Annotated in this window: 12 protein-coding genes; 3 read left to right on the forward strand and 9 right to left on the reverse strand. The window is 56.7% G+C overall.

Annotation, left to right across the window (positions count from 1 at the left end; all coding sequences use genetic code 11):
* Position 1: 1 nt before the first annotated feature.
* The 9 genes from panD to thpR all read right to left on the reverse strand — a co-directional run bounded on the left by panD (position 2) and on the right by thpR (position 6,939).
* Positions 2 to 382 carry an aspartate 1-decarboxylase gene (panD, locus tag PUP35_RS03710; protein ID WP_006810068.1) on the reverse strand — a complete coding sequence of 127 codons (381 nt, stop codon included), beginning with the start codon at positions 380 to 382 and terminating at the stop codon, positions 2 to 4.
* Positions 383 to 415: 33 nt separating this feature from the next.
* Complete coding sequence (gene panC / locus PUP35_RS03715; RefSeq protein WP_111964013.1) at positions 416 to 1,267, reverse strand: pantoate--beta-alanine ligase; 852 nt, start codon at positions 1,265 to 1,267, stop codon at positions 416 to 418.
* A gap of 11 nt (positions 1,268 to 1,278) precedes the next feature.
* Positions 1,279 to 2,070, reverse strand: a complete 792-nt coding sequence (gene panB / locus PUP35_RS03720; protein WP_045401071.1) for a 3-methyl-2-oxobutanoate hydroxymethyltransferase — start codon at positions 2,068 to 2,070, stop codon at positions 1,279 to 1,281.
* A gap of 122 nt (positions 2,071 to 2,192) precedes the next feature.
* Positions 2,193 to 2,672, reverse strand: coding sequence for a 2-amino-4-hydroxy-6-hydroxymethyldihydropteridine diphosphokinase (gene folK / locus PUP35_RS03725; protein WP_248175383.1), 480 nt, complete (start codon positions 2,670 to 2,672; stop codon positions 2,193 to 2,195).
* Positions 2,669 to 4,066, reverse strand: a complete 1,398-nt coding sequence (pcnB, locus tag PUP35_RS03730) for a polynucleotide adenylyltransferase PcnB (RefSeq protein WP_202977124.1) — start codon at positions 4,064 to 4,066, stop codon at positions 2,669 to 2,671. The genes folK and pcnB overlap by 4 nt, the downstream gene beginning before the upstream one ends.
* A 42-nt stretch (positions 4,067 to 4,108) precedes the next feature.
* Entirely contained in the window at positions 4,109 to 4,999 is an 891-nt protein-coding gene (gluQRS, locus tag PUP35_RS03735; RefSeq protein ID WP_133293801.1) for a tRNA glutamyl-Q(34) synthetase GluQRS, read from the reverse strand.
* A gap of 59 nt (positions 5,000 to 5,058) precedes the next feature.
* Positions 5,059 to 5,514 carry an RNA polymerase-binding protein DksA gene (gene dksA, locus PUP35_RS03740; RefSeq protein WP_001155232.1) on the reverse strand — a complete coding sequence of 152 codons (456 nt, stop codon included), beginning with the start codon at positions 5,512 to 5,514 and terminating at the stop codon, positions 5,059 to 5,061.
* 176 nt (positions 5,515 to 5,690) lie between these two features.
* Positions 5,691 to 6,395 (reverse strand): DNA/RNA nuclease SfsA, encoded by a 705-nt coding sequence (gene sfsA / locus PUP35_RS03745; protein ID WP_023310436.1) that lies wholly within the window; start codon positions 6,393 to 6,395, stop codon positions 5,691 to 5,693.
* Positions 6,385 to 6,939 carry an RNA 2',3'-cyclic phosphodiesterase gene (thpR, locus tag PUP35_RS03750; RefSeq protein WP_115876418.1) on the reverse strand — a complete coding sequence of 185 codons (555 nt, stop codon included), beginning with the start codon at positions 6,937 to 6,939 and terminating at the stop codon, positions 6,385 to 6,387. Before thpR ends, sfsA begins: the two co-directional genes overlap by 11 nt.
* A gap of 73 nt (positions 6,940 to 7,012) precedes the next feature.
* Between thpR and hrpB the strand changes: the two genes are divergently transcribed.
* The 3 genes from hrpB (at position 7,013) to fhuA (ending at position 14,594) form a co-directional block, all read left to right on the forward strand.
* Complete coding sequence (gene hrpB, locus PUP35_RS03755) at positions 7,013 to 9,442, forward strand: ATP-dependent helicase HrpB (protein WP_274242080.1); 2,430 nt, start codon at positions 7,013 to 7,015, stop codon at positions 9,440 to 9,442.
* Between the two features lie 141 nt (positions 9,443 to 9,583).
* Positions 9,584 to 12,103, forward strand: coding sequence for a bifunctional glycosyl transferase/transpeptidase (gene mrcB, locus PUP35_RS03760; protein WP_274242082.1), 2,520 nt, complete (start codon positions 9,584 to 9,586; stop codon positions 12,101 to 12,103).
* Between the two features lie 235 nt (positions 12,104 to 12,338).
* Complete coding sequence (fhuA, locus tag PUP35_RS03765; protein WP_274242083.1) at positions 12,339 to 14,594, forward strand: ferrichrome porin FhuA; 2,256 nt, start codon at positions 12,339 to 12,341, stop codon at positions 14,592 to 14,594.
* The last annotated feature ends 30 nt before the right edge of the window (positions 14,595 to 14,624 follow it).

The raw sequence follows: 14,624 nt of genomic DNA on the forward strand, positions 1-14,624 counted from the left end.
CTTAAGCAACCTGAACCGGAATCGCCTTCGCGGTACGTTTCATGTCGTTGTCGCCTTCAAAATAGGCGACTTTCGGCTGCCAGCGGCGTGCCTCTTCATCAGACATCATCACGAAGCTGGCGATAATCACAATATCGCCCACGTCCGCGCAGTGCGCTGCCGCGCCGTTAACGGAGATGATTTTAGACCCGCGCTCGGCGGCGATGGCATAGGTTGAGAAACGTTTGCCGTTGTTAACGTTCCAGATATCAATCGCTTCGTTTTCAAGGATGCCCGCGGCATCAAGGAAATCCTGGTCGATGGCGCAGGAGCCTTCATAGTGCAGGTCGGCCTGGGTGACTTTCACACGGTGAAGCTTACCTTGCAGCATTTTGCGAATCATTACGTTTACCTTTCATCTTCCGGGTAGAGAAACCTACGCCAGTTCAACCACTTTGTTGTCGATTAGGCGGGCCTGACCAAGCCATGCCGCCACCAGAATGACCGCACGTTTGCTGGTCTGTGTAAGCTCCAGAAGCGTGTCGGCATCGCGAATTTGAATATCATCAGCGCGGAAGCCTTTATCGTTCAGCGCCTGTTCAGCCAGAGCAATAATCTCTTCGGCAGTTAACTCTTTCGCCAGAAGCTGTTCTGCCATGGTATTCATGACCTTGCTTAAGCCCGGCGCGATTTTACGCTGGTCGGCGGTCAGGTAGCCATTTCGCGAGCTGAGCGCCAGACCGTCTTTGGCGCGTACAATCGGTACGCCGACAATCTCGATATCGTAACCCATATCCGCAACCATCTTGCGGATCAGCGCCAGCTGTTGGAAATCTTTCTCACCGAAGCAGGCAACGTCCGGCTGCACAAGGTTGAACAGCTTGCTGACGATAGTGGAAACGCCGCGGAAATGACCCGGGCGGCTCGCGCCTTCGAGCATTGTGGAAATGCCCGGGACGTCAACGTAGGTTGCCTCTTCAGTACCCTGCGGGTAAACATCCGCCGGTGCAGGTGAGAAGACGATATCCGCATGGCGTTTTTTGAGCTTCTCGCAATCTTCCTGCAGGGTGCGCGGATAGCGTGCCAGATCGTCGGCGCGGTCAAACTGCATTGGGTTAACGAAGATACTGACCACCACGATATCTGCACGGGCTCTTGCTTCGTCAACCAGCTTCATATGGCCGTCATGCAGGTTGCCCATGGTCGGGACCAGTGCGATACGTTTACCTTCCTGACGCGCACGACGGATATGCTGGCGAAGCAGCGGCAGGGTTTCAATGATTAGCACAACGAGACTCCTTAATGGAAACTGTGTTCTTCACCCGGGTAAACACCGGATTCAACGTCGGCAATATACTGCCTGACCGCAGCGCGCATGTCGCCCGCTTCGGTGAGGAAATTTTTGGCAAATTTTGGAATATGTCCGCCAGTGATGCCAAAGGCGTCGTGCATCACCAGAATCTGACCGTCAGTCACGTTGCCCGCACCAATACCAATCACCGGAATCGACAGAGCTTCAGTAATGCGCTTCGCCAGCTCAACCGGCACGCACTCCAGCACCAGCAGTTGGGCACCTGCGGCTTCCAGCGCCAGGGCATCATCCAGCAGCGTCTGGGCTGCATCACCACGGCCCTGCACTTTATATCCACCAAAGATGTTGACGGATTGCGGCGTCAAACCCAAATGGCCGCACACCGGCACGGCACGCTCGGTGAGCATCTTCACCGTATCCACCAGCCAGGCGCCGCCTTCAACTTTGACCATATTAGCGCCCGCACGCATCACCGCTGCCGCGTTTTCAAATGCCTGCTCCGGCGTGGCGTAGGCCATAAACGGCAGATCGGAAAGCAGCAGGCAGGCTGGGGCGCCACGGCGCACGGCGCGGGTATGGTAAGCGATATCCTCAACCGTCACCGGCAGGGTGGAATCATGTCCTTGTACCGTCATCCCTAACGAATCTCCGACCAGCATGACGTTGATCCCCTCTTCGGCAAACAGTTTGGCGAAGCTGTAGTCATACGCGGTGATGGTGGCGAAGCGTTTTTTTTCCTGTTTGCATTTCTGCAGTAAGGAGATGGTGGTTGGTTTCATACTGTTTCCTGATAGCCCAAAGCGAATCTTTGCGCATTCTAACAGTAACATTCGAGGGAACAATGATTTTAGGTAACCGATTAGCCACAATTATTTTGAGGCTAATCAGCAGGGGGACCCGATCACCAGCGAGCGGGTCTTTCCGCGTTGAGGCTGTCCAGAATGGACTTAAGTGGGGTGCCATCCGGGAAGATAAGATCGGGCGCGACTTCAAACAGCGGCCAGAGCATAAACCCGCGATTTTTCATGTCGTAATGCGGAACGGTGAGACGTTCAGTGTTAATGGTCTCGTGACCAAACAGCATAATGTCGAGGTCCAGCGTGCGCGGTCCCCAGCGCTCGGCTTTGCGAACGCGGCCCTGCTGCAGTTCGATGCGCTGGGTATTGTCCAGCAGCTCTTCTGGGCCCAGTTCAGTCTCAAGGATCACGGCGGCGTTCAGATAATCAGGCTGATCCTGCGGACCCAGCGGCGGAGTGCGGTAGAACGAGGAGACAGCCACAATCTTGCTTTGCGGGATCTCACCCAGCGCCTGTACGGCAGCATTCACCTGCTCCAGCGGAGAGGCTAAATTGCTGCCGATGGCGATATACGCGAGGGTCATGCTGTTCCTTCACGACGCGGCGCGCGTTTGCGCGGGCGACGATGACGGCGACGCGGTTCCGGCTCTTCATCCAGCCCGGTGAGCATATCTTTTTGTTCTGGCGGGGCGGAAACCTGGAATTCGGCCCACCACTGCGCCAGACGCTGCAGCTCCTGGTTGCGTTCAATTTCCGCGCGCAGCGACAGGAGATCGAAGGCTGCGCGGAATTTAGGATGCTCCATCAGCTTCCAGGCGCGTTTGCCCTGACGACGGGACATGCGCAGCTGAAGCTGCCAGATATCGCGCACCAGAGTGGTAATACGTTTCGGAATGGCGAGCGTGCGGCAGCCTTCGTCGAGCACGTCGTTGGCGGCCAGCGCGAACGCATCGTAATAGGCGAGTCCGCTCTCCTGGGTGATGCGCTGGGCCGTTTCCAGCAGCGGATACCAGAACATCGCGGCAAACAGGAACGCCGGGTTCACGCGCATGTCGTTGCGAATGCGGGTATCGGTATTTTTCAGCACCTGCACAATCATCCGCTCCATTGGGCTGTCACCGTTTTCGGTGAAGTAGCGGGTAATGGTCGGGAACAGCGGCTGGAACAGGTTGTATTCACGCAGCAGATTGTAGGTTTCAAAGCCGTGGCCGGCCTGCAGCAGCTTCAGGGCCTCTTCGAACAGGCGGGCAGGGGGCACGTCGTTAATCAGAGTCGCCAGACGCGGAATAGGCTCTGCCGTTTCCGGGCTGATGCGCATGTTCAGCTTGGCGGCGAAACGCACGGCGCGCAGCATACGCACGGGATCTTCACGGTAGCGCGTTTCCGGCGTGCCGATCAGACGGATCAGACCTTCTTTCAGGTCCTGCATGCCGCCGACGTAATCGCGCACGGTGAAATCCGCCACGCTGTAATAAAGGCTATTGATGGTGAAGTCGCGACGCTGGGCATCTTCTTCGATGGACCCGAAGATATTGTCACGCAGCAGCATACCGTTCTGGCCGCGCTGTGACGTCGTGCGATCGGACGCGCCGGCTTCGTGGTGGCCGCGGAAGGTTGCCACTTCGATAATTTCCGGGCCAAACATCACGTGAGCCAGACGGAAACGGCGGCCAACGAGACGGCAGTTACGGAATAGTTTGCGCACCTGCTCAGGCGTGGCGCTGGTCGTCACGTCGAAATCTTTCGGTTTTTTGCCCAGCAGTAAATCACGCACTCCACCGCCTACGAGATAGGCCTCGTAGCCCGCTTTATTCAGACGATAGAGCACCTTGAGGGCATTTTCACTGATATCTTTGCGGGAAATTGTGTGCTGCTCACGCGGAATAACCGACATGTGTGGCTGTGCAATAGCATCGTTCGCCATGCTCTCTTCGCGGCTTAGCACTTTACGGCAAAAATTAGCGACTCGGGTAAAAATGGTACACCTCGTAGTGTGTTTTGTTATGAAAAAAGCGGCTAATCATAGCTCAGCGCAACGCATTTGAGAATGCTGGATTTTGGGCACTGCCGCGAGCGTCCAGTTGGCAACGGCCATTTTCAGCAGTTCGTCAATACGCAGATCCTGCCATTCGTTGGTTACATTCTGGTTGAGAAACCGCAGCGCGTCGATCAAAACAGGACGCGGATCGCCCTCTGGCAGGGCCGGGGCGTGGTTCTGCTTTGACAATTTTAAGCCCTGCGCATTAACCGCCAGCGGCAGATGAATGTAATCCGGGGCCGTCCAGCCAAACTGGTGATACAGCGATATTTGTCGCACGGTGGGCTCGACCAGATCCGCCCCGCGCACAATCTCCGTCACGCCCTGAAAACGATCGTCGACGACCACGGCCAGGTTGTAGGCGAAAAGGCCGTCACGACGGTGAATAATAAAGTCCTCACGCGCCAGACGTTCATCGGCATGAATCTCACCGGAGAGGAGATCGTTAAAGCGCGTCACCGGGGAGCGCTGCTTGATGCGCACGGCGGCATTTTCCGGGGGGAGATTGAGCGTACGACAGTGGCCATCATAGACCCCACCCACGCTCTGGATACGCGCGCGGGTGCAGGTGCAGTTATAGGCAAGCCCCCGATCGCGAAGCCAGGCCAGACGTTCCCGATAAGCATCGTGACGTTTTGACTGCCAGAGCACCTCGTCATCCCAGTGAAGACCGTAATGTTCCAGCTGACGCAGAATGGTCTCTGCTGCACCGGGAACTTCACGCGGAGGGTCAATATCTTCAATGCGGACAAGCCATTTTCCCAGGCGGGCGCGAGCCTGCAGGTAGCTGCCGAGCGCGGCAATTAATGAGCCGAAGTGTAATTCACCGGAAGGAGATGGCGCGAAGCGCCCAATATAGTGTGATTCAGACATATCAACAGTAACAAGGCGGGAGAGACTCCCGCCTTTGGAGTGTGTAAACAGCGCTGGTGTTAACCGGCCATCTGTTTTTCGCGGATTTCGGCCAGCGTTTTACAGTCGATGCACAGATCGGCGGTTGGACGCGCTTCCAGGCGACGAATACCGATTTCAACACCGCAGGATTCGCAGTAGCCAAAATCTTCGTCTTCGACTTTTTTCAGCGTTTTCTCGATCTTTTTGATCAGTTTGCGTTCGCGGTCACGGTTACGCAGTTCGAGGCTGAACTCTTCTTCCTGAGCGGCACGGTCTACCGGATCCGGGAAGTTGGCAGCTTCATCCTGCATATGAGTAACGGTGCGATCGACTTCATCCCTGAGTTGATTACGCCATGCTTCAAGAATACGCTTGAAGTGCGACAGCTGGGCTTCGTTCATATACTCTTCGCCCGGCTTCTCTTGATACGGCTCCACCCCAGCGATGGCGAGAATACTCAGGGACGATGTTTTACGGTTTTGCCCTTCTTGCATGTTGCTTCTCCTTAACACGCACTATCGATCCCCGTGTTGGGGGAAAAATCAGGTCGCTATAAATAGCAGATGCTTTTCCGTATGGCAATTATCTAAACGTAACACTTGACAAGCCTGTGAGGAAAAGCGTATTTGCGCACGCGGCCAGAACACTTATTCGTCAATCGTCTAATCCCTTATAAGACAATGGGAAGAGAGGATCTCAGAGTCATATTATCGGCAGAAAGTTCCGCTTTATAAGCGAAAACCTCTACCCCCTGCTTTTGTGCCTCATTCAACAATTGCGCGTATTTAGGGTCAATATGGCGGGCAGGGGAGAAACGTTCAATGGCTGAATGCAATACTGCAAACAGCAATACGGCGCGTTTGCCCGCCGCCGCAACACTCATTAGCTCTCGCAGATGCTTCTGGCCACGTAGCGTTACCGCATCCGGGAAGTAGCCATTTTCCTGTTCCGCTAACGTCACTGATTTCACTTCAATATAGCACTCCGGCCTGTCTTCCGCCTGTAACATGAAGTCAATTCTGCTGCCCTCATCGCCATATTTCACTTCACTTTTATGCGTGCCATATCCCACCAGTTCGGGAATTGTGCCAAGGGTCAGCGCTTCCTTAACCAGCTGATTGGCGCGCTGGGTATTAACGCAAATAAATGCCCCGTTTTGGGTTTCGGTCATTTCCCAGGTATGGGCATATTTCCGTTTACTATTTTCTGATGTGGAATACCAGACCCTGTCACCCGGCGTCGCACATCCCGTCATGGCTCCGGTATTGGGGCAGTGCAGGGTGAGCTGAACCCCTTCGGGGGTAATCACATCGGCGAGGAAGCGTTTGTAGCGTTGGATTAACGTGGCGTGCTGCAGAGGAGGACTAAACTTCATCAGAATTCCTTTCGGTGTTGCCCAGCGTCCAGCGCTGTAGCGGCGTATAACGGGTGCGTCCCTGTGCAAAGACGGATTCATAAAGCGCGAATGTGTTGACCGGAAACGCCCAGTGAAAACCCGGCGGCGGGATGGCAACGGCCTGACCGGCATCGCGCAGCAGCGTGATATGTGGATGAAACGGCTGTGGGCTCTGATAACAGCCGCTGCGCGCCGCCTGCGCGCGCAGCATGTTCGCCAGCTGCAATAATCCGCGCGGCGGCTGGCGCGTTCCCAGCCAGACCACGCGCGAACGCAGCCACTGACCCGCGTCGTCAAGTTGCAGCGTAAATTCCGGCTGGGCAATACGCCCGGCCATTGCGGCTAATGCCCGCTGTTTTTCGGCGCTGACGTCGCCCAAAAAGGCCAGCGTCAGGTGCAGGTTAGCCGCCGCAACAGGACGGCCTGCTTCCGGCGCGAAGTTGTCAGCACGCCAGCGAACAATTTGACGCTGTATCGTGGTGGGCAATTCAATGGCAAAAAACAGCCGTTTCGACTCAGGCATACGGAGGACTCGGTAATGATATGCGCCGATGCTACAATGTACGCCGACTAATGTTAACCCTCTGGAGCTGTTAGTGTCCTCATTGCCGGTCGCCGTCGTTCTTCCTGACCTTCTCGCTGCCTTACGCCACTCCCCGCAGGTTTTGCTGAATGCCCCGACGGGGGCGGGTAAGTCCACCTGGCTGCCGCTGCAGATTCTGAAAGACGGGAACATCAGCGGGAAAATTATCCTGCTGGAGCCGCGCAGGCTGGCCGCGCGCAACGTGGCGCAGCGCCTGGCGGAGCTGCTGAATGAAAAACCGGGCGAAACGGTAGGTTACAGGATGCGTGCCGAGACCTGCGTTGGCCCGACCACGCGTCTTGAAGTGGTCACCGAGGGCATTCTTACCCGCATGCTGCAAAACGATCCGGAGCTGAACGGCGTTGGGCTGGTGATCCTGGATGAATTCCACGAGCGCAGCCTGCAGGCGGATCTGGCCCTCGCGCTGTTGCTGGACGTTCAGCAGGGGCTGCGCGACGATCTCCGGCTTTTGATAATGTCGGCCACGCTGGACAATGAGCGGCTACGGCAGGCGCTACCCGATGCGCCTGTTATCAGCTCTGAAGGGCGGGCGTATCCAGTTGAACGCCGCTATCAACCGCTTCCGACCCACCAGCGTTTTGACGAAGCGGTCGCCATCGCAACCGCAGAACTGCTGCGTCAGGAACCCGGCTCGCTGCTTCTGTTTTTGCCGGGTGTCGGTGAGATCCAGCGCGTGCAGGAGCAGCTTTCTACCCGTGTAGGCGGCGATGTGCTGCTTTGCCCGCTTTACGGCGCGCTGTCACTGCAGGATCAGCGTAAAGCTATCCTTCCTGCCCCGGTGGGGCAGCGCAAGGTGGTGCTGGCAACCAACATTGCTGAAACCAGTTTGACCATTGAAGGTATTCGCCTGGTGGTGGATAGCGCGCAGGAGCGGGTGGCAAGCTTTGACCCGCGTACCGGGCTGACTAAACTCCTGACGCAGCGCATCAGCCAGGCGTCGATGGTGCAGCGCGCTGGCCGAGCGGGGCGTCTTGAGCCGGGTATCTGCCTGCATTTGACCAGCGCGGAACAGGCTGAACGTGCTGCACAGCAAAGCACGCCAGAAATTTTACAAAGTGATTTGTCGGGTCTGGTGATGGATCTGCTGCAGTGGGGCTGTCCGGATCCTGGACAGCTTACCTGGCTTGATTCTCCCCCTGTCGTTAACCTCGCCGCTGCGCGCACGTTGCTGACGCAGCTTGGCGCGCTGGAAGGCGAGCGTCTGACGGCGCGCGGCCAGAAAATGGCGGCGCTGGGCAACGATCCGCGTCTGGCCGCGATGCTGGTGGCTGCGCAAGGGGAAGATGAAATTGCCACGGCGGCAAAACTGGCGGCTATTCTTGAGGAGCCGCCGCGTGGAGGCAGCAGCGATCTGGGGAAGGCTTTTTCGCGCAATCAGGGAAACTGGCAGCAGCGGGCGCAGCAGTTGTGCAAACGCCTGAATAGCCGGGGAGGAGCGCCTGACAGCGATAAGATTGCCTTCCTGCTGGCCCAGGCCTTCCCGGACAGGATTGCGCGCCGGCGCGGGCTGGACGGTCGCTACCAGCTGGCAAACGGCATGGGTGCGATGCTGGACAGCGATGACGCCCTGACGCGTCACGAGTGGCTGATTGCGCCGCTCCTGCTGCAGGGCAGCCATTCTCCGGATGCGCGTATCCTGCAGGCGATAGCCGTAGATATTGACGCTCTGACGCGTACCTGTCCGCAACTGCTTCAGCAATCTGATACCGTGGAGTGGGATGACGCCCAGGGCACGCTTAAGGCGTTTCGTCGCAGCCGGATTGGAAAGCTGACGCTTGGAACGAAGCCGCTGGCGAAGCCGTCGGAAGAAGAGCTGCATCAGGCGATGCTGAATGGCATTCGGGAAAAAGGGTTGAGTGCCCTGAACTGGACGCCGGAAGCGGATCAGTACCGCATTCGTCTGCACTGCGCCGCGAAGTGGCTGCCGGAATACGGTTGGCCTGCGGTGGATGACGAGACGCTGCTGGCTACGCTTGAGCACTGGCTGCTGCCGCAAATGAGCGGCGTACACTCCCTGCGAGCCCTTAAGGCGCTTGATGTTAAGACCGCGTTACAGAATTTACTGGACTGGTCATTACGTCAACGTCTGGATAGTGAACTGCCAGGGCATTACACTGTGCCGACCGGAAGCCGGATTACTATCCGTTATCATGAGGATAATCCGCCGGCGCTGGCGGTTCGGATGCAGGAAATGTTTGGTGAAGCCACCACGCCGTCCATTGCGGAAGGGCGCGTGCCGTTGGTGCTTGAGCTGCTGTCGCCTGCGCATCGCCCCTTGCAGATCACCCGAGATTTGGGGGCGTTCTGGGCGGGGAGCTACCGTGACGTGCAGAAAGAGATGAAGGGGCGGTACCCCAAACACGTCTGGCCGGACGATCCGGCGAATACGGCGCCGACGCGGCGAACGAAGAAATATTCGTAAAAGGGAGTGTGGCCTGATGGCCTCACCCCGGCCCTCTCCCACAGGGAGAGGGAGAACTAATTTTGAGAGATTTCTTCTTTCACAGGCCTGTGAAAGAAAAGAAAATCTGGCCTTTGCGCCTGAAAGTTGCGGAGAAAAAGCATGGCGGGGAATGACCGCGAGCCAATAGGACGTAAGGGAAAACCAACGCGTCCGGCGAAAGAAAAAGTAAGCCGTCGTCGCCTCAGAGATGAGGACTATGACGATGACTATGAAGACGATGATGAGGATGAAGAACCGATGCCGCGTAAAGGGAAAGGCAAAGGGCGTAAGCCTCGGGGCAAGCGCGGCTGGTTCTGGCTGCTGCTGAAGCTGTTTATTGTTTTTGTCGTGCTGATGGCAATTTACGGCGTGTATTTGGATCAGAAGATCCGCAGCCGTATCGACGGTAAAGTCTGGCAGCTACCTGCGGCAGTGTATGGCCGTATGGTGAACCTTGAGCCAGATATGTCCATCACTAAGAACGAGATGGTTAAACTGCTGGAAGCCACCCAGTATCGTCAGGTGTCAAAAATGACGCGGCCTGGCGAATTTACCGTGCAGTCCAACAGCATTGAGATGATCCGTCGTCCGTTTGATTTCCCGGACAGTAAAGAAGGACAGGTGCGAGCGCGTCTGACCTTTGACGGCGATCGTCTGGATACCATCGAGAACATGGATAATAACCGTCAGTTCGGTTTCTTCCGTCTCGATCCGCGTCTGATCACCATGCTTTCGTCAGCAAACGGCGAGCAGCGTCTGTTCGTGGCGCGTAATGGCTTCCCGGATCTGCTGGTCGATACCCTGCTGGCAACCGAAGACCGTCACTTCTACGAGCACGACGGCATCAGCCTCTACTCGATTGGTCGTGCGGTGCTGGCTAACCTGACTGCCGGTCGGACCGTGCAGGGGGCGAGTACGCTGACCCAGCAGCTGGTGAAGAACCTGTTCCTCTCCAGCGAGCGCTCCTACTGGCGTAAAGCGAACGAAGCCTATATGGCCGTGCTGATGGACGCGCGTTACAGCAAGGATCGTATCCTTGAGCTGTATATGAACGAGGTGTATCTCGGTCAGAGCGGCGATAACGAAATCCGCGGCTTCCCGCTGGCGAGCCTGTACTACTTTGGTCGTCCGGTGGAAGAGCTGAGCCTGGATCAGCAGGCGCTGCTGGTGGGCATGGTGAAAGGGGCGTCCATTTATAATCCGTGGCGTAACCCGAAACTGGCCCTGGAGCGTCGTAACCTGGTGCTGCGTCTGCTGCAACAACAGCAGGTGATTGACCAGGAGCTGTACGACATGCTGAGCGCACGTCCGCTTGGCGTTCAGCCGCGCGGTGGGGTGATCTCGCCTCAGCCTGCGTTTATGCAGCTGGTGCGTCAGGAACTGCAAAGCAAGCTTGGTGATAAGGTCAAAGATCTCTCCGGCGTGAAGATCTTCACCACCTTTGACTCCGTGGCGCAGGATGCAGCAGAAAAAGCGGCGGTAGAAGGCATTCCGGCGCTGAAGAAACAGCGTAAGCTCTCCGATCTGGAAACCGCGATGGTGGTGGTTGACCGCAACTCCGGCGAAGTTCGTGCGATGGTGGGAGGTGCCGAGCCGCAGTTTGCAGGCTACAACCGTGCCATGCAGGCGCGTCGCTCGATCGGCTCTCTGGCAAAACCAGCAACCTATCTCACTGCCCTGAGTCAGCCAAACCAGTATCGCCTGAATACCTGGATTGCGGATGCGCCTATCTCCCTGCGCCAGCCTAACGGCCAGGTGTGGTCACCGCAGAACGACGATAAGCAGTTCAGCGGGCAGGTGATGCTGGTGGATGCGTTGACCCGTTCCATGAACGTGCCGACGGTAAACCTGGGCATGTCGCTGGGCCTGCCGGCCATTGTCGATACCTGGCAGAAGCTGGGCGTGGCGAAAGATCAGCTGCACCCGGTACCGGCGATGATCCTGGGCGCGCTTAACCTGACGCCAATCGAAGTGGCGCAGGCGTTCCAGACCATCGCCAGCGGCGGTAACCGCGCACCGCTCTCCGCCCTGCGTTCGGTGATTGCCGAAGATGGCTCCGTGCTGTATCAGAGCTTCCCGCAGGCGGAGCGTGCAGTTCCTGCTCAGGCCGCCTATATGACGCTGTGGACGATGCAGCAGGTGGTGCAGCGCGGTACCGGGCGTCAGCTGGGTGCGAAGTATCCGGGTCTGCATCTGGCGGGTAAAACCGGGACCACCAACAACAACGTCGATACCTGGTTTGCCGGGATTGATGGCCGTGAAGTGGTGATCACCTGGGTAGGCCGCGATAACAACCAGCCGACCAAGCTGTACGGCGCGAGCGGGGCGATGTCGATTTACCAGCGCTATCTGGCAAATCAGTCCCCGGTGCCGCTGAACCTTGTCGCGCCGGAAGATATCGTCGATATGGGCGTGGACAGCTCCGGTAACTTCGTCTGCGGCGGCGGAATGCGTACTCTGCCGGTCTGGACAACCAACCCGGATTCCCTGTGCCAGCAGAGCCAGCCTGAACAGCCGACCGGTAACCCGTTCGACCAGTCTTCTCAGCCACAGCAGCAGCAACAGCCGCAGCAGCAGAATGAGAAGAAAGACAGCGACGGTGTTGCGGGCTGGATTAAAGACATGTTCGGCGGTAACTAACCTTGTAAAGCCCTCTTCCCCGGAAGGGGGCTTTTTTTACCCGTAGACCTCATTTCGTTAACCCTCGTTTTAACTCTGATTAACCCTTCGTTTTCTCTTGATGATTTCTTAAACCCTTAATTCTCATAGGGCCGCTTACTGCTTGCTATGCAACCAGCGTTTCGCATATTATTCTGGCGCTCATAATAATAATTCTCGTTTACGTTATCATTCACTTTCACATCAGAGATTCAACATGGCGCTTTCCAATACTGCTCAGCCAATGAACACGTCGCTGCGTAAACTCGCGGTCGTCGTCGCCACAGCGGTTGCCGGCATGTCAACTTATGCACATGCTGCCGAAACCCCGAAAAAAGAAGAAACCATTACGGTAACAGCAGCTCCTGCGGCACAGGAAAGTGCCTGGGGCCCTGCTGCTACCATCGCCGCAAGGCAATCCGCGACCGGAACCAAAACGGATACCCCTATTCAAAAGGTTCCGCAGTCTATTTCTGTCGTCACTGCCGAAGAGATGGCGCTGCATCAGCCGCGCTCGGTGAAAGAAGCCCTGAGCTATACGCCGGGCGTTGCGGTAGGCACGCGCGGTGCGTCTAACACCTATGACTATCTGATTATTCGCGGCTTCGCAGCCGATGGTCAGACGCAGAATAACTACCTCGACGGCATGAAAATGCAGGGGAACTTCTATAACGACGCGGTGATTGATCCTTATATGCTGGAGCGCGCCGAGATCATGCGCGGTCCGGTTTCCGTTTTGTACGGTAAAAGCAGCCCTGGCGGGTTGCTGAACATGGTCAGTAAGCGCCCAACAACCGAGCCCCTGAAAGAGATCCAGTTCAAAGTCGGCACGGACAGCCTGTTCCAGACCGGGTTCGACTTTAGCGATGCAATCGACGATGACGGCGTTTACTCTTACCGTTTAACGGGCGTTGCGCGTTCTAATAATTCCCAGCAGGAAGGTAAGGGCGAGCAGCGTTACGCCATCGCGCCATCGTTCTCCTGGCGTCCGGATGATAAAACCACCTTCACGTTCCTCTCCTATTTCCAGAACGAACCTGAAACGGGCTACTACGGCTGGCTGCCAAAAGAGGGAACGGTTGATCCGCTGCCGAACGGCGATCGTCTGCCGACGAACTTCAACGAAGGCGCGAAGAACAATACCTATTCCCGTAACCAGAAAATGGTGGGATACAGCTTCGACCACGAGTTCAATGATACCTTTACCGTGCGTCAGAACCTGCGCTATGCGCAGAATAAAACTTCCCAAAACAGCGTCTACGGCTACGGCATGTGTTCCGATCCGCTCTACTCGAGTAATCCGGCATCCAGCCCTTGCGCGAGCGTTCCTCAGTCGCAGTGGGGTCATACGCTGACTCGCCAGTATGTGATCGATAACGAGAAGCTGGAAAACTTCACTGTTGATACGCAGTTGCAGAGCAAGTTCGCGACAGGTTCACTCGATCATACTCTGCTGACTGGGGTGGATTTCATGCGCATGCGTAATGACATCGACTCGTGGTTCGGCTATGCCGGTTCCGTTGCGCCATCTGATATCTATAACCTCGATCGTAGCGATTTCGATTTCGCTTCACATCCTGGACCGTCAGGTGCCTATCAGGTGTTGAACAAGCAAAAACAGACCGGCGTTTACGCTCAGGATCAAATTGAGTGGGACAAAGTCCTGGTAACCCTGGGCGGTCGTTATGACTGGGCCGATCAGGAATCCTACAACCGCGTGACGAACACCACCTCCAAACGTGATGATACCCAGTTCACCTGGCGCGGTGGCGTTAACTACCTGTTTGATAACGGTATAACCCCGTACTTTAGCTATAGCGAGTCGTTTGAACCGGCTTCTCAGACCGGAGCGAACGGCAACGTCTTTGCACCGTCTAAAGGCAAACAGTACGAAGCGGGCGTGAAATACGTGCCGAACGATCGTCCGATCGTCGTCACCGGTGCGTTGTACCAGTTGACCAAAACCAACAACCTGATGGCGGACCCGGCGGGCTCCTTCTTCTCGGTACAGGGCGGTGAAATCCGCGCGCGTGGCGTAGAGGTGGAAGCGAAAGCGGCCCTGTCTGCAAGCGTTAACCTGGTGGGTTCTTATACCTATACCGATGCCGAATACACCACAGACACCACTTATAAAGGCAACACGCCTGCTCAGGTTCCAAAACACATGGCATCGCTGTGGGGTGATTACACGCTGTTTGACGGTACGCTGTCTGGCCTGACGCTGGGTACCGGCGTGCGTTACACGGGTTCAAGCTATGGCGATCCGGCGAACTCCTTTAAAGTGGGCAGCTACACCGTTGTCGATGCGCTGGTCAGATACGATCTGGCACGCGTTGGCATGGCTGGCTCAAACGTCGCGCTACACGTGAACAACCTGTTCGATCGTGAGTACGTTGCCAGCTGCTTTAATACTTACGGCTGCTTCTGGGGTGCTGAACGTCAGGTTGTTGCCACCGCGACCTTCCGCTTCTAATCTCTCTTCGGGCACGGTTCGCCGTGCCCT

Source organism: Enterobacter sp. S-33 (assembly GCF_028735835.1).
Classification (GTDB): domain Bacteria; phylum Pseudomonadota; class Gammaproteobacteria; order Enterobacterales; family Enterobacteriaceae; genus Enterobacter; species Enterobacter vonholyi.

Excerpts from the sequence above, each read along its gene's own strand:
- thpR (WP_115876418.1), bottom strand. The coding sequence starts at position 6,939 with ATGCCTGAGTCGAAACGGCTGTTTTTTGCCATTGAATTGCCCACCACG.
- sfsA (WP_023310436.1), bottom strand. The coding sequence starts at position 6,395 with ATGAAGTTTAGTCCTCCTCTGCAGCACGCCACGTTAATCCAACGCTAC.
- fhuA (WP_274242083.1), top strand. The coding sequence starts at position 12,339 with ATGGCGCTTTCCAATACTGCTCAGCCAATGAACACGTCGCTGCGTAAA.
- gluQRS (WP_133293801.1), bottom strand. The coding sequence starts at position 4,999 with ATGTCTGAATCACACTATATTGGGCGCTTCGCGCCATCTCCTTCCGGT.
- panB (WP_045401071.1), bottom strand. The coding sequence starts at position 2,070 with ATGAAACCAACCACCATCTCCTTACTGCAGAAATGCAAACAGGAAAAA.
- mrcB (WP_274242082.1), top strand. The coding sequence starts at position 9,584 with ATGGCGGGGAATGACCGCGAGCCAATAGGACGTAAGGGAAAACCAACG.
- panD (WP_006810068.1), bottom strand. The coding sequence starts at position 382 with ATGATTCGCAAAATGCTGCAAGGTAAGCTTCACCGTGTGAAAGTCACC.
- dksA (WP_001155232.1), bottom strand. The coding sequence starts at position 5,514 with ATGCAAGAAGGGCAAAACCGTAAAACATCGTCCCTGAGTATTCTCGCC.
- folK (WP_248175383.1), bottom strand. The coding sequence starts at position 2,672 with ATGACCCTCGCGTATATCGCCATCGGCAGCAATTTAGCCTCTCCGCTG.